Raw genomic sequence first — 16,198 nt, forward strand, 5'->3', positions numbered from 1 at the left:
TTTGCTGGGGGGGGGGGCTTTGGTGGGGCGTTGGCTGGTCTTCTGCTGTGGGTTGTGTCACTGCGTTGGCTGTGTCTCCTGCGGAGGGGTCTGCCACTGCGTGGGCTGTGTCTCCTGCGGAGGGCTATGCCACTGCTTGGGCCGCTGTCCTCTGCCGGATGCGTGCCACTGCGTGGGCTGTGTCTCCTGCGGAGGGCAGAGGCCGGGATTTCGCCCCGGCGGGCGAGTCACTTTCTTTGCTTCGCCAAAGAAAGTAACCAAAGAAAGGCGACCCCGGTGGGCGAGGTCCTTCGGACACGCTGCGGTACTCGGTTTTGCGGGGTCTGGCGGAACTCGCTTCGCTCAGACAGCCGCCAGCCCTTATCCGCAAAACCTCCGTTCCTCGCTCTCGACCACAGGGGACCCCAAACACCACACGGGCCATCGCTGCGCTCGGCCCACGGGGGTCTTCGCTGTGCTCGACGGGAGGCAGGGGCCGCGCATCGACGCGGCCTCGTCGACGGGCGGCATGCTTCTGCAGCGGCAAGCGCGCAGAGCACAGAACGCTCGGCAACGCGCGTGGCGATGGAACCAGCGCGGCCCCATCAACGTGCTCAGTGCGGTGCACTGTCCTTACCCTCTCAGCCCCGACCCTGCGAAGCAGGGGCCATGGCTCTGGATCGACCCTTGTCCAAACTGTTGCCGCTAGAGCGTTCGAAGGCACATTCCCCAGGCCGAGCGAAGCAATGGCCCGACCGAGCTTCGAGCTCGTCTTCAAGGGTTTTTCTTTGGTGGGCGGTTTCAAAGACCAAGTGCAACGGTCGGGACAAGACCGGCTTTGTCCATGTAAACGTTGTCGAAGAACACCTCGGCAGGACTTCTCCAGCCAAGTGTTTTGCGAGGCCTCATGTTGAGCTCCCAAGCCATGGCATCGAGCTCGCGCTGGGAGTACACGCTCAAGTCGGTGCCTTTGGGCAGGTATTGCCGCAACAGGCCGTTGGTGTGTTCGTTGATGCCTCGCTGCCATGGGCTGTGCGGGTCGCAGAAGTAGATCTTCAAACCCGTGTTTTCGGCCAGCTTCTTGTGCAGCGCCATCTCCTTGCCCTGGTCGTAAGTCAGCGTCTGGCGAATCTCCGGCGGCAATGCCGAGAAGGCCAGCGTGAAGCCGTTGAGTGCGTCCAGTGCCGTGCTGCCATCGAGCTTGACCAACATGGCGAACAACGATCTTCGGCATACCAGCGTGCCCACGGCCGATGCGTTTGCCTTGCCCTTGATGAGATCGCCTTCCCAATGCCCCGGCAACAGTCGGTCGTTGGCCTCGGGCGGACGCACGTGGATGCTTACGATGTCCTGCAACGATCCGCGCCTGTCATCGCCTCGAGTTCGGGGCTTGCGGGCACCGCGCCCCTGGCGCAGCAATACCACCAGTTCTCGACGCAAATCGCCCTTGGGCATCGCATAGATGGCGGTGTAGATGGTCTCGTGAGAGGCTTGCAATTGTGGCTGTCCGGGATGTCGTTGCCTGAGTTTGGCAGCGATCTGCTCGGGCGAGAGCTTGAGCTCCAAAAGGCTCCTGACCTGCGGCCACAAGACACCGTCGCAGTGCAGTTTGCGTGTCGGCCAAGCCGCACGGCGCACGCGCCTTGCTCGCTTGCCAGCTCGCGCCGCGTCATAGCCTCCGGCCAGCCGTGGCCGACCCATCACACACTGCTCGGCCTCGCTTTGATAGCCGTTGCGCCGCAGCTCTCGGGTGATCGTGCTCGGCGATCTGCCAAGCACCGCCGCAATGCTACGAGCACTGCAGCACTGCACCTTCATCGCCATCACCACCCCACGCTCTTCCGCACTCAACTGCTGATATGTATTCGCCATGCAACTCCTCTGAATTCGAAGTGTTGCACTTGGTCTTTGAAACCGCCCACCGTGTTGATCGTCAAGCCCTGGCCGAGCAAGCCAGGCTCGGATCGAACGGTTTTCCCGATCGAAGTACGCCAAAAGCGATCGCCAGCAACTTATGCATGCACGCCACCAAAACGACCTTGTTGGGTTTGTTCTGCGCCTTCAGACGTTGGCTGAAGGCCTTGATCACCGGGTTGAAGCGGCTGGCCGTCATGGCCGGGAAGTACAGCGCCTTCTTCAGTTCTCGATGCCCCTGCGCATGCGTGCCGTGATGCTTGTTGAGCGATGTGCCCGACTGCCTGATCAACGGCGAGACACTCGCATACGCCGCCAGCGCCTTGGCCGACTTGAACCGTTCGGGACGTCCGATGTAGGCCAGCAATTGCGCCACCGTCCGCTCTCCAATGCCCGGAATGCTCTGCAGCAGGCCGTCACGCCTTTGAAGATCGGGATCGTCGTCGATGGTCCGGCGGATCCTGCGCTGGACTTCCTCGATCGATTTCGTGAGCACTTCGATCATCTCCTGCAGCGAAGCCTGCACCGCACCGTGCGCCACGTCCAGGCGATTGAGCTCGCTCTGGCGCATCTGCTGCAGCGTGTCCAGTCGCGCCACGAGTGCCTGCAACTCCCGCACCGCCTTGCTCGGCGCCTCCCACGCCTCAGGCCGCGTCATCCGGCAGAACCTCGCCAGGCTCCTGGCGTCCGCACTGTCGGTCTTGTTGCGCGTGCCCTCCACCTCGATGAAGCGCTTGACCTTCATCGGGTTGGCTACCGAGACCAGAACACCCCGGTCATGAAGCGCGAGCGCGAGCAGCTCGTGGTACGTGCCGGTGGCCTCCATGCAGACATGCACCTGCGAGATGCCGCCCGCAACGTGTGCGGCCAACCAGTCGAGCAAGGCCGCACAACCGCCCGCCGTGTTGGCAAAAACCTTCGTCCTGTACTTGCCCTGTTCATTGAGCAATGCCGCATCGAGCTTGGCCTTGCTGACATCCACGCCCACTTGAGAGTTCATCGCCGTGACTCCGCAAAAACGCACGCTATCCGACTCTCCCAACCTGATACGCGGGGTCAGCCAGCGGCCCGCGCGGGCCGCTGGCGCCCCAAGACACCGTTCGAGCTACGACGTCGAATCCGTCACCGTGCACCAGTCTTTCTTACGGGATCTGATCCCAAGTTACCGCACAGGGTCACCGCAACGGGCCTCCTTCGCGCGAAGGGAAGCTGGCCCACAAGGTATCAGTTACCGCGGGTCTGGGGGCGCGCAAGCCCCCAGCTCCACCCTACGTTCAGTAGAAGAAAAGCGAAAGAAGCCGAGCCTCAGGCAAGAGCAAAGAGCAAAGAGCAAAGAGCAAAGAGCAAAGAGCAAAGAGCAAAGGCCCACAACAGTCCCCTAAGACAGAGCCCCCTGCTCAACCCCCTCCCGCAGCGCATCCACCACCGGCGCCCCGCCCCGAATAATGTCCCGCACCACAGCCTCCGCAGCCGCCTCCGCATCCCGAGCCTTGAGCGCAGCCAACAGCGCCTCGTGCTCATGGAACTTGGGCACCTTCAACCCCGTATCCCGATAGATCAGGTTGAGATAAGGCCCCGTCCTCACCCACAGCGACTCGATCAGCGCCACGAGTTCCGAGCGCCCGCTCAGGGCATAAATCCCCAGGTGCACTTCGCGATTCAGCCGCATCGTGCTGCGGTAATCGCCGCCGCGCTTGGCCACCATCATCTGGCGATGCAGCTTGTCGAGCGCCGCGATGTCGCTGTCCTTCACATGCTCCACCGCGCACCGACAGGCCAGCCCCTCCAGCGCCACACGGATGTCGCGCAGCTCGATGTAGTCGTCGGCGCTCAGCACCGGCACGGTCACCGACTTGTTGCGGTTCATGGTGAGGGCTCGCTCGGCCACGAGCTGCAGCATGGCCTCGCGCACCGGGGTCTGGCTGACGCCAAGACGGTCGATCAGCGTGCGCGCGCTGAGCTTCTGGCCGGGCATCAGTTCGCCATTGGCCAAGGCGCTGCGAATGAAGTCGTAGACCTTGGTCGAAAGGCTCGAATGACTGATGCGATCGGACGTTTCGGGCGGGTTGTCGCTGGCGGACAGGATCATCTTCTGAAGAACGAAAAAGGTTCGCCGGATTGAAGCACACGGCGCGCCATGCAGGGCTTTGGCCACCCGGCAGGCCGGTCTATCCGGATTGACATATTCTATAGTTTATAGAATTATTTGCCGCATTCGACCAGGAGACAAAGCCTTGAACGACATCGTTTTTCCCGCGGCGCAACAGCCGGCCAACACCGCCAACACCGCCACGAACGGCGCGACCGGCACCACCACCACCACCACCACGGATTCCCCGCGCGACCCGACCACCGAGCGCGCCACGCGCTCGCGTGGCCTCGCCTACCACGGCACGGTCGCGCACCGCATCGCCGAGGGGCTGGCGCGCCACGGCGTCACCCACCTCTTCGGCCAGAGCCTGCCGTCGATGGTGCACCTGGCCGCGCGCGAACTCGGCATGAAGCAGATCGCCTACCGGCAGGAGAACACCGGCGGCTACATGGCCGACGCCTATGCCCGGCTGACCGGCAAGGTGGGCATCGTCACCGCGCAGAACGGCCCCGCCGCCGCCCTGCTGGTGGCTCCGCTGATGGAGGCGCTGAAGGTGTCGGTGCCGGTGATCGCGCTGGTGCAGGACGTGGCGCGCGACCAGACCGACCGCAACGCCTTCCAGGAGGTCGACCACGAGTCGATGTTTCGCCCCTGCTGCAAATGGGTGCGCCGCGTGACCGAGGCCAGCCGTATCGACGACTACCTCGACATGGCGTTCGTCGCCGCCACCAGCGGCCGGCCCGGCCCCGCCGTGCTGATGCTGCCGGCCGACCTGCTGCTGGACCCGGCACCGCCGGCGGGCCGCCGCGCCGCCTCGCTCGGACGCTTTCCGCTCGACCGCGCACTGCCCGGACCCGCCGCGCTCGACGCCGCCGCCGCCCTGCTGGCATCGGCCGTCAACCCGGTGGTGATCGCCGGCGGCGGCGTGCACCTGTCGGGCGCGTCGGCCGAACTCGCGCGGCTGCAGGAAGTGGCCAGCCTGCCGGTGGCCACCACGGTGATGGGCAAGGGCGGCGTGGACGAGCACCATCCGCTGTCGCTCGGCGTCACCAGCTACTTCACCGGTCCCAACGGCGGCGCCCGTTACCTCAAGCAGCTGGTGGCCGATGCCGACGTGGTGCTGCTGGTGGGCAACCGCACCAACCAGAACGGCACCGACTCCTGGAAGCTCTACCCCGAAGGCGCGCGCTTCATCCACATCGACGTGGATGCCCAGGAGGTCGGCCGCAACTACGAGGCGATGCGGCTGATCGGCGACGCGAGACTTACCCTCGCCGCGCTGGCCGACCGGCTGCAGGCGAGCGACCTGTCACGGCGCCGCGCCGGCCGCGCGGCGGTGGAAGCGGCCATCGCCCAGGGCCGCGAACGGCATCGCCTGGAAGTGGCGACGCTGGTCGGCAGCGACTCCGCGCCGGTGCGCCCGGAACGCGTGATGGCCGAGATCGACCGCCGCCTCGACCCCGACAGCGTGGTCGTGGCCGACGCCAGCTATTCGTCCATCTGGATCGCCAACTATTTGCGCTCGCGCGGCGCCGGCATGCGCTTCGTCACGCCGCGCGGCCTGGCGGGCCTCGGCTGGGGCTTTCCGATGGCGCTGGGCGCGCGGGTGGCGCGGCCGGATTCGCCGATCTTCTGCGTGGTGGGCGACGGCGGTTTCGCCCACGCCTGGGCCGAGCTGGAGACCGCCGTGCGCATGAAGCTCAAGGTGGTGCTGGTGGTGCTTAACAACGGCATCCTGGGCTACCAGAAGCACGCCGAAAACGTGAAGTTCGGCGCCTTCACCGACGCCTGCGAATTCGCTCCGGTCGACCATGCGGCCATCGCCCGCGCCGTGGGCGCCAACGGCGTTCGGGTGGACCGGCCCGACCAGCTCGGCGCCGCGCTCGACGCCGCATTGGCGGCCGACGCCACCACGCTGATCGACGTGGTGACCGACCCGGACGCCTTCCCGCCGGTCAGCTGGTACGAGGTGGTCTGACATGCTGGCCCTGCGCAAGACCGCGGCCTCGCCCGGCCTGTCGCTCGACGAGGTGGACGAGCCCGGTCGGCCCGGCGCGGGCGAGGTGCTGATCGAAGTCGCGGCAGCCGGCATCTGCGGCTCCGACGTGCACGTCTACGAATGGACCGGCAGCTACGAGTTCATGCGCCGGCGCCTGCCGGTGACGCTGGGCCACGAGTTCAGCGGGCGCATCGCCGCCGTCGGCCCGGAGGTCTCGGGCCTGGCCGAGGGCGATCTGGTGTCTGCCATTCCCACCATCGGCTGCATGAAGTGCACCAACTGCGCCGCGGGCTTTCCCCAGCGGTGCGAGTTCCGCCGCACCATCGGCCTGACCAGCGACGGCGCCTTCGCCCGCCTGGTGCGGGTGCCGGCGCTGGCCTGCGTGGCTTTGCGCGAGGGCACCGACCCGGTCCTGGCCGCGTTGATGGAGCCGCTTTGCGTGGGCGACAACGCCGCCGAAGTCGGCGCGGTGAGTTCCGGCGACACGGTACTGGTGCTGGGCCCCGGCACCATCGGCCAGGCCATCGCGCGCGCCGCCGCCTGGCGCGGCGCCACCACCATCGTGATGGCCGGCCTGAACGACACGGCGCGGCTGGAAACCGCGCGCCGCATCGGCGCCACCCACACGCTCGACCTGGCCGACACGCCGGACCTCGCCGCCGGCTTTCTGGCGGCCACCGGCGGGCGCCCGGCCGATGTGGTGTTCGAGGCCACCGGCCATCCGGCGAGCATTCAGCAGGGCCTGTCGGTGCTGCGCAAGGACGGCATTCTGGTCACCGCCGGCATCCACGCCCAGCCCGCCGCGATCGACCTGACTTCGCTGGTGCGCAACCGTCAGCAGATCCGTGGCGCCCACGCCTCGCGCCGCCGCAGCTGGGAAGTGATGGCGCGCCGGCTATATGAAACACCCGAGGCGGTGCGGCCCTTCGTGTCGCTGGTGATGGGGCTGGACCGCGCCATCGATGGCTTCGAGCAGTCGCGGGCGCGCGGTGTCTCCAAGGTGGTGCTGCAGCCGGGCCTGACGGCGGGCGCGTCATGAGCGGCTCGCCGTCCGCGCCGGACGAAGTCGTTCGCTACGAACTGCGTGACGGCCACACCGCCGTGATCACGCTCGACCGGCCCGAGGCGCGCAACGCCGTCAACGGCGCGGTGGCCGCCGCCATGGAGGCGCTGATCGACCGCACCGAGCGTGATCCGGAGATCCGCGCGGTCGTGCTCGCGAGTTCGCATCCCGAGGTGTTCTCGGCCGGTGCCGACCTGAAGGAAATCGCCGCCGGCCGACGTGCCGGCCTGCGCACCGAGCGCGGAGGCTTCGCCGGACTGGTGTTCGCCCGCCGCGACAAACCCTGGATCGCCGCGGTCGACGGCAAGGCCCTGGCCGGCGGCTGCGAATTGGTGCTGGCCTGCGACATGGTGGTGGCCTCCACCGCCGCCAGCTTCGGCCTGCCCGAAGTGCTGCGCGGACTGGTCGCGGCGGCCGGTGGCCTGTACCGGCTGCCGCGCGTGTTGCCGCCCAACGTGGCGCTGGAGCTGATCGCCACCGCGCTGCCGATCGACGCCACGCGCGCGCACCACTTCGGCTTCGTCAACCGCCTCACCGCCCCCGGACAGGCGCTGGACGAGGCCTTGCTGCTGGCGCGGCAGATCGGCGCCAATGCACCGATCGCGGTGCGCGAGAGCCTGCGGGTGGCCCGCGCCGCACTCGACCGCATCGAGCCCGAACTGCGCCAGCGCAGCGCCGAGGCCATCGCCACCGTGGCGGCCAGCGACGACTACCAGGAAGGCCCGCGCGCCTTCATCGAGAAGCGCGCACCCCGCTGGACCGGTCGTTAGGTGTTGAGATAGTTCAGCGGCAGCCCCGGGCGCGGCCAGTCGGTGGCCACCACCCGGCCGGTCGAGGACAGGCTGACGAAGGCGGTGCTCAGCGATGGCCCGCCGAAGCACAGGTTGGTGGTCATGGCGTCGGGCATGGCGATGTGTTCGATGCCGCCGCCATCGGGCGACACCACGCTGATGCCGCCATGCGCCAGCGTGGCCACGCAGATGTTGCCGGCGCTGTCGAGCGCCAGCGAATCCAGCAGCTGGTAGCCCGGCAAGCCCGCCACCAGCCGCCCGCCGTTGGGCGAATGCGGCCAGGGCTGGCGTTCGATCTCGCCCGGACCGCCGAGGTCGAAGGCCCAGACGCGGCCGGTGAAGGTTTCGGCCACGTACAGCGTGCGCTCGTCGGCCGACAGCCCGATGCCGTTGGGCGACCACAGCGGAAACACCATCTCGCGGATGAAAGAGCCGTCGGCGCGGGCATAACAAACACAGCCCCGGTCGACATCGCGTGGCCGCGTCTTGCCGTGGTCGGTGAACCAGAAGCCGCCCTGCCGGTCGAACACCAAGTCGTTGGGGCCGCGCAGCGGACCGGTGTCGCTGCCTTCGTAGAGCCGCTCGACACGGCCGGTGGCCAGGTCGACCGTCTCGATCCAGCCGCCGGCGTAGTCCTCGGCCTGGCCGATCGGGCGGATGCCGTGCTCGGCGCTGTCGTGCCACTTGAAGCCGCCGTTGTTGCAGATATAGACCTTGCCGTCCGGCCCGATGGCCGCGCCGTTGGGGCCGCCCTGCAACTGCACGATGCGATCCACGCGGCCGTCGGTGCCGATGCGCGTCAGCGTGCGGCCCTCGATCTCCACCAGCAGCAGCGAGCCGTCCGGCATGGCGATCGGGCCCTCGGGAAAGCGCAGGCCGCCGGCGATCTCGCGAACGGGGGGTGTGGTCATCGGTCGTCTCCTTCTTGATGTAGCGGATCGGCGCGCGGCGGCAGGGCTTGCAGCGGCGAGGTGAGTTGGTCGAAGCGCATGTCGAGCGAGGTCATCACGTCGATGACCGTGGTTCTGCCGCTGGCCAGCGCCGCCTGCAGCGCCGGGCCGAGCTCGGCCGGCGCGCGCACCCGCACGCCGTCGCAACCCATGCCGCGCGCGATGGCGGCGTGGTCGAAATCGCCCAAGGTGGTGGCGAAGGGCCCGCGCGAATGCAGCGACCAGCCCAGCGCCTGGTTGTTGAAGATGACCACCACGATGGGCAGTGACTGCTCCAACGAGGTCATGAGGCCGTTCATGGTCATGGCGAAACCGCCGTCGCCCACCACCGCCACCACCGCCCGGTCCGGATGCACCAGCTTCGCGGCCAGCGCCGCCGGAATGCCGTAACCCATGGGGCCGGCGCCGGCCGCCTGCAGAAAGGTGCCGGCCGCGCGGGTCTGGAAGCAATGGGTCATGAAAATGCGGTTTTCGCCAGCGTCACAGGTGAGCATCGCGTCGTGCGGCAGGTGGCGCTGCAGCTCGGCGACGATGCGCTGCGGCATCAGCGGCGCGGCATCGGATGCATACGCCGGGCCGTCGAAATGCCCGTGCCGCGCACGATGGCCGGCCACGCGTGCCGCGCCGTCGAAGGCCGTCATGTCGCCGAGCGCCTGGCCGAGCTGGTCGAGCACCGTGCCCGCGTCGCCCAGCAGCACATGTTCGGCCGGAAAGGTCCACGAGGCGTTGCGGGTCTCCACGTCGATCTGCACGAAAACCTGGCGTTCGGGGTCGAGCAGCAAGGGGCTTTCGCGCACGGTGTCCGAGGCGGTGAGCTTGGAGCCCACCACCAGCACCAGGTCCGATTCGGCCACGCAGGCGTTGGCGCCGTCGGTGCCGAAGGTGCCGAACACGCCCAGGGCGAGTGCGTGGTCCTCGGCCAGCACGCCCTTGCCCGATGGCGTGCTCACCACCGGCAGGCCGACGCGCTCGGCGAAGCGGCGCAAGGCCTCGTAGGCGGCCGACAGCCGCACGCCGTTGCCGGCCACCAGCACCGGCCGGCGCGCGGAGCGCAGCGCCCGCGCCGCCCGCGCCACGGCGCCGTCGTCGGCCCGCGGCGGTGTCGGCGGCAGGTAATGGTGCGTGGGATAGAGGCGCGGCTCGCTCTGCGGCCCCACCTCCCCGGTGAGCGCCTGCAGGCCGAAGATCACCGCCACCGGTCCCGGCTGGCCGCTCAGCGCGTGCTTCACCGCGAGCTGGGTGGCGTGCACCGCCGAGGCCGGGTCGTGCACCGCGAACACCTGCTTGACCAGGCCACCGAAGGCCTGGCGCGCGTCCCAGTTGCCGTATTCGCCGGTGCCCGACTGGTAGGGCGCATGCAGGCCGAAGGGCGGCATGTCGCTGAAGTCGGTCAACAGCAGCATCGGCGAACTCGACAGCCGCGCCTCGATGGTGCCGACCAGCCCGTTGCCCAGCACCCATGGCCCCTGCCCCAGCACCACGCCGGGCTTGCGGGTGAGCCGCCCATACACCTCGGCCATCACGGCGGCCAGCGACTCCTCGCGCACCAGCACGGTCCGGATGTGCGACTGCCGCTTTTCCAGCGCGCCGAAGATGCGGCCGGTGTGGCCGCCGCTGATGCCGAAGACGGCCGTGATGCCGGCTTCCTCCAGCACGCCGGCGATGAGTTCGGGACTGGGGCGGGCGTGGGTCAGGCTGCGTTGGATGCTCATGGATGAAGGTGTGCGGCGGCCCCGGCATTGCCCTATTGACAGAGACCGGGGCCAGCCAATTCAATACATCCTGTAGTTTATAAAATATTAATTAGAGCGGGATGCGGCGAAACCCGTGGCCGGTCGACAGACACAACGCCCCCTCATGCACGACTTCTTTCAACTCATCGTCTCGGGCGTGCTGCTCGGCGGCGTGTATGCCCTCTGCGCGCTCGGGCTCAACCTCATCTTCGGCGTGGCGAAGGTGGTCAATTTCGCGCACGGCGAGTTCCTCATGCTGGGCATGTACGCCGGCTACTGGCTGATGCGCGGCACCGGAATCAACCCCTACTTCGGCGCGCCGCTGGTGGGCGCGGCTTTCTTCGTGCTGGGCCTGCTGTTCTATTGGTGCCTGATGCGCTTCACCATCTACAAGCCGGAGATGACGCAGGTCTTCGCCACGCTCGGCCTGGGCATCGCGCTGCAGAACCTGGCGCTGCTGCTGTGGGGTGGCGACTACCGCACGGTGCAGGTAATGCCGGCCGGCGCCGAGTCGGTGGAACTGCTGGGCATCACGGTCAGCGCCAACCGGCTGGTGGCCTTCTGCTTCGCCATCGCGATCCTGGCGGCGGTGGTGCTGTTCATGCGGGCCACCTTCCTGGGCCGGGCGATCGAGGCGATCTCGCAGGACATCTCGGCGGCCCGCCTGATGGGCATCGACCCCGGCCGCATCTTCCTGATCACCTTCGGCCTGGGCATCGGCCTGACCGGCGTGGCCGGCGCGGTGCTGGTGCCGAGCTTCTACGCCTTCCCCTCGGTCGGCACCTTCTTCGTGCTGGTCGCCTTCGTGGTGGTGGTGCTGGGCGGGCTCGCCAGCGTGCCGGGCACGGTCATCGGCGGGCTGGTGCTGGGGGTGGTGGAGTCGATCACCGGCTTCTTCAGCCCCGACCTGAAGGAGGCCACGCATTTCGTGCTGCTGATCCTGCTGCTGGCGCTGCGTCCGCACGGGCTGTTCGGTGTGAAGGGTGCGGAGAAGGAGGCCCTCAGATGATCATGTCCCGCTACCTGGTGCTGCACCGCAGCGACGCCGCCTGGACCGCCCTGCTCGCCGCCGTGGTGGTGGGCGGTGCGCTGGTGCCGAGCAACGACTACTACCTCAACCTGCTGGTGCTGACCCTGCTCTACGCCGGTCTGGCCTCGGCCTGGAACATCGTCGGCGGCATGGCCGGGCAGTTCTCGCTGGGGCACACCGCCTTCTTCGGCATCGGTGCGTACACCTCGACGGTGCTGCTCAACTACGCGGGCGTCAGCCCCTGGCTGGGCATGCTGGCGGGCGCGGCCTTCAGCATGGTGCTGGCGGTGCTGATCGCCTTTCCCACCTTCCGCATGCGCGGTGTCTTCTTTGCGATGGCCACGCTGGCTTTTTCCGAGACGGTGCGCATCCTGCTCATCTACTCACGCAAGTTCGTCGAGTTGCCTTACGGCCTGAGCATCGACTTCAAGCCGGGCCTGGCGCGCATGGTGTTCTCCGACCGCGCCAGCTACGTGTGGCTGGCCGGCGGCTACCTGGCGGCGGTGCTGGTGGCGGCCTTTCTGCTGTCGCGCAGCTTCACCGGTTTCTATCTGCGCGCGATCCGCGACAACGAGGACGCGGCCGATGCGTCGGGCGTGCCGGTACGTCGCTACAAGCTGCTGGCGTTGCTGGTCAGCGCCGCCTTCAGCGCGGTCGGCGGCACGCTCATGGCGCAGTACGTGATGTACATCGAGCCCGGCACGGTATTCACCATCGGCTTCTCGGTCGACCTGGCGCTGATGAGCATCCTGGGCGGCGTGGGCACCCTGGCCGGCCCGGTGCTGGGCGCGGCCATCGCCCTGCCCTTTCGCGAGTTTCTGGTGGAGGCTTTCGGCGACTCGGCCTCGGGCACGCACCTGGTCGTTTACGGGCTGCTGCTGGTGGTGATCGTGGTGCTGCTGCCGCAAGGCCTGCTGGGCGGCGTGCGCAGCCTGCGGGCGCAAATGTCGCAGGGCAGACGGCGTGCCGCCGCGGCCGAAGCCCGGCTGGCCGCCGGCACCGGAACCGGAGGCCGCTGATGCTGCAGGTAAGGCAACTGACCAAGCGCTTCGGCGGCCTGGTGGCGGTCGACGCGGTCGACTTCGCCGTGACGCGCGGCGAGATCCTCGGCCTGATCGGCCCCAACGGCGCGGGCAAGACCACGCTGTTCAGCCTGGTGGCCGGCGCGTTGCCGCCCGACGCCGGCGACATCCTCTTCGAAGGCCGCCCGCTCGCCGGCATGAGCTCGGCCGGCATCTGCCGGCAGGGCCTGGCGCGCACCTTCCAGATTCCGCAGACCTTCGCCTCGATGACCGTGCTCGAGACCGTCACGACCGGCGCGCTGCTGCGCCGCAGCCGGGTCGACGAGGCACGCGAGGCCGCGGCCGCCGTCGCGCGCCGGGTCGGCCTGGGCCAGCGCCTCGACCTGCCCACGCCGTCGCTCACCACCGCCGAAAAAAAGCGGTTGGAGGTGGGCCGCGCGCTCGCCACCGACCCGCGAATGCTGCTGCTCGACGAGGTGCTGGCCGGACTCAACTCATCGGAGGTGGGCACCATGCTCGAACTCATACGCAGCCTGCGCGACGAGGGCACCACCGTGCTTTTCGTCGAGCACAACATGGAGGCGGTCATGGGCATTTGCGACCGCCTGGTGGTGATGGACACCGGCCGCAAGATCGCCGACGGCGCGCCGCGCGACGTGATGCGCGACCCCGCCGTGGTGCGGGCCTACCTGGGCGACCCGGCGCCGGAGGTGCGGCATGCTTGAGATCCGCGACCTCGATGCCGGCTACGGCGACACCCAGGTGCTGTTCGGCATGAACATGCAGGTGCGGCGCGGGGAGGTGGTGGCCATCGTCGGCTCCAACGGCGTCGGCAAGACCACGCTGTTGCGCACCATCGCCGGCCTGCTGCGGCCCACGCGCGGCAGCGTCCGCTTCGACGGTGCCGACATCGGCGGCCAGCCCACCGCCGCCATCGTCGAACGTGGCGTAGTGCTGGTGCCCGAAGGCCGGCGCCTGTTCCAGCGCATGACGGTGCGGCGCAACCTGGAACTGGGCGCCTATTCGAAGCGGGCCCGGCCGCATCTGGCCGAACGGCTCGACTACGTGCACCGGCTGTTTCCCATCCTGCAGGAACGCGCGCTGCAACTCGGCGGCACGCTTTCGGGCGGCCAGCAGCAGATGTGCGCCATTGCGCGCGGCCTGGTCGCCATGCCCGAACTGCTGATGCTCGACGAGGTGTCGCTCGGTCTGGCGCCGATCGCGGTGGACAAGGTCTACGACGCGATCCGCGCGATCCGCGACACCGGCGTCACCCTGCTCATCGTCGAACAGAACGTCGGCCGGGCGCTGGCCCTGGCCGACCGCGCCTACGTCATCCAGCACGGGCACGCCGCCCTGAGCGGCACCGGTGCCGAGCTATCCCAGAACCCCGAGGTGCAGCGCATCTACCTCGGCCTCGACCACCAGACGGAGACATTCGCATGAAGCAGGACCAGGGTATTTCTCGCCGCACTTTCACCGTGGCGGCCGGTGGCGGTCTGGCCGCCGCCACCACCGCGCCCGCCGCGCGGGCGCAGGGCGGCACGCCGGTGAAGATCGGCGTGCTGCTGCCGCTGTCGGGGCCGCTGGCTACGCTCGGCAACGACGTCTATCGGGGGTTTCAGCTGGCGCTGGAGTGGGCCAATGCCGAAGGCGGCGTGTTCGGCGCGCCGGCGGAATTCGCAGTGGCCGACGTGCCCAGCAGCACCGAAGCGGTTTCGCAGGCCAACCGGCTCATCAGCAAGGACCGGGTGAAGGTGATCGTCGGCTCGTACGCGAGTTCCATTTCCATCCCCGCCAGCCAGGTGGCCGAGCGCAACAAGGTCATCTACCTGGAACAGGGCGCAGTGGCCGACGAGGTCACCAAGCGCGGCTTCAAGTACCTCTTCCGCATGATCTACCCGGCCACCACGCTGGGCGCGGGCGCCGCGCGCTTCGTCACCGAGACCATCGCGCCGGGCTGCGGCCTGGAACTGCCCAGGATGAAGGTCGCTCTGCTCACCGAAGACTCGTCCAACGGCAGCGCCATCGCCGAGGGCGCCAAGAGCTGGTTCGCCAAGGCCAGCGTCAACGTCATCGACGCCACCAGCTACAGCTACAAGACCACCGACATGTCTTCGATGGTGCAACGCTACAAGTCGATCCAGCCCGACGTGCTGGTCGCTTGCCAGTACACGCCCGACTGCATCCTCTTTGCCCGCCAGTCGCGCGAGGCCGGCCTGAACTTCAAGGCGGTGATCGGCAACGGCGGCGGCCACAACGTCGGCGAATACGCCGAGGCGCTGATGGACGACGTCAACGGCGTGTTCAACGCCGGCACCTCGGTCAACATCAACCCGGCCGGGCTCACACCCGAGTCCGCCGCGCTCTTCAAACGCTTCCACGAGGAACATCGCAAAAAGTTCGACGGCCGCGCGCCGTCCGCGCATACCGGCATGGGCTTTACCGCCATGTACCTGCTGCTCAAGAAGATCCTGCCGGCGGCCGGCTCCATGGATGTCGAAAAAATCCGCGAGGCCGCGCTGGCGCTCGACCTGCCGCCCGGCTCCACCATCGTCGGCTGGGGCGTGAAGTTCGATCCGCAAACGCAGAGCAACACCCGCGCGTTCCCCACCTACGACCAGTGGCGCGCCCGCAAGATCGTCACCATCGCGCCCGAGCCTTTCGGCCTGGCCAAGCCCACCGCCATGCCGCTGCCGACCTGGGGCAAGCGCGCCGCCATCTAGCCATGCCGATCGACTACCAACGGCTGCGCTCGCGCCGTTTCGCCGACGTGGTGCAGGCCTACGGACCGCGCGACTGCATCCTGTACGCACTGGGCCTGGGGCTGGGCCACGACCCGATGGATCGCGCCCAGCTCGACTATGTGTACGAAGACGGCCTGCGCCTGCTGCCCACCATGGCCGTGGTGCTCGGCTACGGCGGCTTCTGGCAGCGCGAGGCCGACACCGGCATCGCCTGGCAGTCGGTGGTGCACGGCGAACAGGGCCTGCGCATCCACCGGCCGCTGCCGGTGTCGGGCCGGGTCACCGGCCGCACGGTCATCGAGGAGATCGTCGACAAGGGGGCCGGCCGTGGCGCCCATGTGCACACCCGGCGCGACCTGCTCGACACCGACAGCGGCGAGCTGCTGTGCTCGCTCACCTCCAACGCCATCAGCCGGGCCGACGGCGGCTTCGGCGGCCCGGCCACCGGCCCGTCCAGCCCTCCACCGCTGCCCGACAGCCCGCCCGACCGCCATCTGGACTTTGCGATACCGCCGCAGGCCGCGCTCATCTACCGGCTCAGCGGCGACGACAACCCGCTGCATGCCGATCCGGCGGTGGCGCGCCAGGCGGGTTTCGACCGGCCGATCCTGCACGGTCTGTGCAGCTACGGCATCGCCGCCTATGCGCTGCTGCGCATGGCCGACGGCGCCGACCCCGACCGGCTGCGCCGTTTCGACGTGCGCTTCTCGGCGCCGGTTTACCCCGGCGACGTGCTGCGCACCGAGCTCTGGACTGGCGACGGCGCCACCGTGCGCTTTCGTTGCACCGTGCCCGCACGCGGGGTCACCGTGCTGGACCGGGGACTGGCCGAACTGGCCGATCCGCGAGAACGGGCCGCCACGGCCTGAGGCAGGCCA

Annotated in this window: 14 protein-coding genes; 9 read left to right on the forward strand and 5 right to left on the reverse strand. The window is 68.4% G+C overall.

Translation table 11 applies throughout. The features are described 5' to 3' along the window. Window positions 1-780: 780 nt before the first annotated feature. The 3 genes from R9X41_RS14760 to R9X41_RS14770 all read right to left on the reverse strand — a co-directional run bounded on the left by R9X41_RS14760 (window position 781) and on the right by R9X41_RS14770 (window position 4,048). Window positions 781-1,851, reverse strand: a complete 1,071-nt coding sequence (locus R9X41_RS14760; RefSeq protein ID WP_318631198.1) for an IS30 family transposase — start codon at window positions 1,849-1,851, stop codon at window positions 781-783. 61 nt (window positions 1,852-1,912) lie between these two features. Further along, a complete protein-coding gene (locus tag R9X41_RS14765; RefSeq protein ID WP_318630940.1) occupies window positions 1,913-2,893 on the reverse strand; it encodes an IS110 family RNA-guided transposase in 981 nt (326 codons plus the stop codon). A gap of 378 nt (window positions 2,894-3,271) precedes the next feature. Then, a complete protein-coding gene (locus tag R9X41_RS14770; protein ID WP_318631199.1) occupies window positions 3,272-4,048 on the reverse strand; it encodes a GntR family transcriptional regulator in 777 nt (258 codons plus the stop codon). Between the two features lie 253 nt (window positions 4,049-4,301). Between R9X41_RS14770 and R9X41_RS14775 the strand changes: the two genes are divergently transcribed. From R9X41_RS14775 to R9X41_RS14785, 3 genes are read left to right on the forward strand one after another with little or no spacing between them, the layout of a single operon-like run. Then, entirely contained in the window at window positions 4,302-5,963 is a 1,662-nt protein-coding gene (locus R9X41_RS14775; RefSeq protein WP_318635247.1) for an acetolactate synthase catalytic subunit, read from the forward strand. 1 nt (window position 5,964) lies between these two features. Then, a complete protein-coding gene (locus tag R9X41_RS14780) occupies window positions 5,965-7,023 on the forward strand; it encodes a zinc-dependent alcohol dehydrogenase (RefSeq protein ID WP_318631200.1) in 1,059 nt (352 codons plus the stop codon). Beyond that, window positions 7,020-7,817, forward strand: a complete 798-nt coding sequence (locus R9X41_RS14785) for an enoyl-CoA hydratase-related protein (RefSeq protein WP_318631201.1) — start codon at window positions 7,020-7,022, stop codon at window positions 7,815-7,817. The genes R9X41_RS14780 and R9X41_RS14785 overlap by 4 nt, the downstream gene beginning before the upstream one ends. Here R9X41_RS14785 and R9X41_RS14790 read toward each other — a convergent pair. Both R9X41_RS14790 and R9X41_RS14795 read right to left on the reverse strand, forming a co-directional pair. Next, window positions 7,814-8,749 carry an SMP-30/gluconolactonase/LRE family protein gene (locus R9X41_RS14790; RefSeq protein ID WP_318631202.1) on the reverse strand — a complete coding sequence of 312 codons (936 nt, stop codon included), beginning with the start codon at window positions 8,747-8,749 and terminating at the stop codon, window positions 7,814-7,816. The genes R9X41_RS14785 and R9X41_RS14790 overlap by 4 nt on opposite strands. Next, a complete protein-coding gene (locus R9X41_RS14795; RefSeq protein WP_318631203.1) occupies window positions 8,746-10,500 on the reverse strand; it encodes a thiamine pyrophosphate-binding protein in 1,755 nt (584 codons plus the stop codon). The genes R9X41_RS14790 and R9X41_RS14795 overlap by 4 nt, the downstream gene beginning before the upstream one ends. 145 nt (window positions 10,501-10,645) lie before the next feature. Between R9X41_RS14795 and R9X41_RS14800 the strand changes: the two genes are divergently transcribed. Genes R9X41_RS14800 through R9X41_RS14825 form a run of 6 tightly spaced genes read left to right on the forward strand, consistent with a single transcriptional unit; the run spans window position 10,646 to window position 16,189 of the window. Next, complete coding sequence (locus R9X41_RS14800; RefSeq protein ID WP_318631204.1) at window positions 10,646-11,530, forward strand: branched-chain amino acid ABC transporter permease; 885 nt, start codon at window positions 10,646-10,648, stop codon at window positions 11,528-11,530. After that, window positions 11,527-12,570 (forward strand): branched-chain amino acid ABC transporter permease, encoded by a 1,044-nt coding sequence (locus R9X41_RS14805; RefSeq protein ID WP_318631205.1) that lies wholly within the window; start codon window positions 11,527-11,529, stop codon window positions 12,568-12,570. The genes R9X41_RS14800 and R9X41_RS14805 overlap by 4 nt, the downstream gene beginning before the upstream one ends. Continuing rightward, window positions 12,570-13,298, forward strand: coding sequence for an ABC transporter ATP-binding protein (locus R9X41_RS14810; RefSeq protein ID WP_318631206.1), 729 nt, complete (start codon window positions 12,570-12,572; stop codon window positions 13,296-13,298). The genes R9X41_RS14805 and R9X41_RS14810 overlap by 1 nt, the downstream gene beginning before the upstream one ends. Next, window positions 13,291-14,019, forward strand: coding sequence for an ABC transporter ATP-binding protein (locus R9X41_RS14815; protein WP_318631207.1), 729 nt, complete (start codon window positions 13,291-13,293; stop codon window positions 14,017-14,019). Before R9X41_RS14810 ends, R9X41_RS14815 begins: the two co-directional genes overlap by 8 nt. Continuing rightward, window positions 14,016-15,299: an ABC transporter substrate-binding protein gene (locus R9X41_RS14820; RefSeq protein ID WP_318631208.1), complete on the forward strand. Its 1,284-nt coding sequence runs from the start codon at window positions 14,016-14,018 to the stop codon at window positions 15,297-15,299. The genes R9X41_RS14815 and R9X41_RS14820 overlap by 4 nt, the downstream gene beginning before the upstream one ends. Window positions 15,300-15,301: 2 nt before the next feature. Next, a complete protein-coding gene (locus tag R9X41_RS14825) occupies window positions 15,302-16,189 on the forward strand; it encodes a MaoC/PaaZ C-terminal domain-containing protein (protein ID WP_318631209.1) in 888 nt (295 codons plus the stop codon). Window positions 16,190-16,198: the final 9 nt, after the last annotated feature.

The sequence above is a fragment of the Xylophilus sp. GOD-11R genome (assembly GCF_033546935.1).
Taxonomy (GTDB): domain Bacteria; phylum Pseudomonadota; class Gammaproteobacteria; order Burkholderiales; family Burkholderiaceae_C; genus Xylophilus.

Coding starts and splice junctions, on each gene's coding strand:
- R9X41_RS14800 (WP_318631204.1), top strand. CDS start 10,646: ATGCACGACTTCTTTCAACTCATCGTCTCGGGCGTGCTGCTCGGCGGC.
- R9X41_RS14825 (WP_318631209.1), top strand. CDS start 15,302: ATGCCGATCGACTACCAACGGCTGCGCTCGCGCCGTTTCGCCGACGTG.
- R9X41_RS14815 (WP_318631207.1), top strand. CDS start 13,291: ATGCTTGAGATCCGCGACCTCGATGCCGGCTACGGCGACACCCAGGTG.
- R9X41_RS14820 (WP_318631208.1), top strand. CDS start 14,016: ATGAAGCAGGACCAGGGTATTTCTCGCCGCACTTTCACCGTGGCGGCC.
- R9X41_RS14810 (WP_318631206.1), top strand. CDS start 12,570: ATGCTGCAGGTAAGGCAACTGACCAAGCGCTTCGGCGGCCTGGTGGCG.
- R9X41_RS14795 (WP_318631203.1), bottom strand. CDS start 10,500: ATGAGCATCCAACGCAGCCTGACCCACGCCCGCCCCAGTCCCGAACTC.
- R9X41_RS14765 (WP_318630940.1), bottom strand. CDS start 2,893: ATGAACTCTCAAGTGGGCGTGGATGTCAGCAAGGCCAAGCTCGATGCG.
- R9X41_RS14805 (WP_318631205.1), top strand. CDS start 11,527: ATGATCATGTCCCGCTACCTGGTGCTGCACCGCAGCGACGCCGCCTGG.
- R9X41_RS14760 (WP_318631198.1), bottom strand. CDS start 1,851: ATGGCGAATACATATCAGCAGTTGAGTGCGGAAGAGCGTGGGGTGGTG.
- R9X41_RS14785 (WP_318631201.1), top strand. CDS start 7,020: ATGAGCGGCTCGCCGTCCGCGCCGGACGAAGTCGTTCGCTACGAACTG.
- R9X41_RS14790 (WP_318631202.1), bottom strand. CDS start 8,749: ATGACCACACCCCCCGTTCGCGAGATCGCCGGCGGCCTGCGCTTTCCC.
- R9X41_RS14780 (WP_318631200.1), top strand. CDS start 5,965: ATGCTGGCCCTGCGCAAGACCGCGGCCTCGCCCGGCCTGTCGCTCGAC.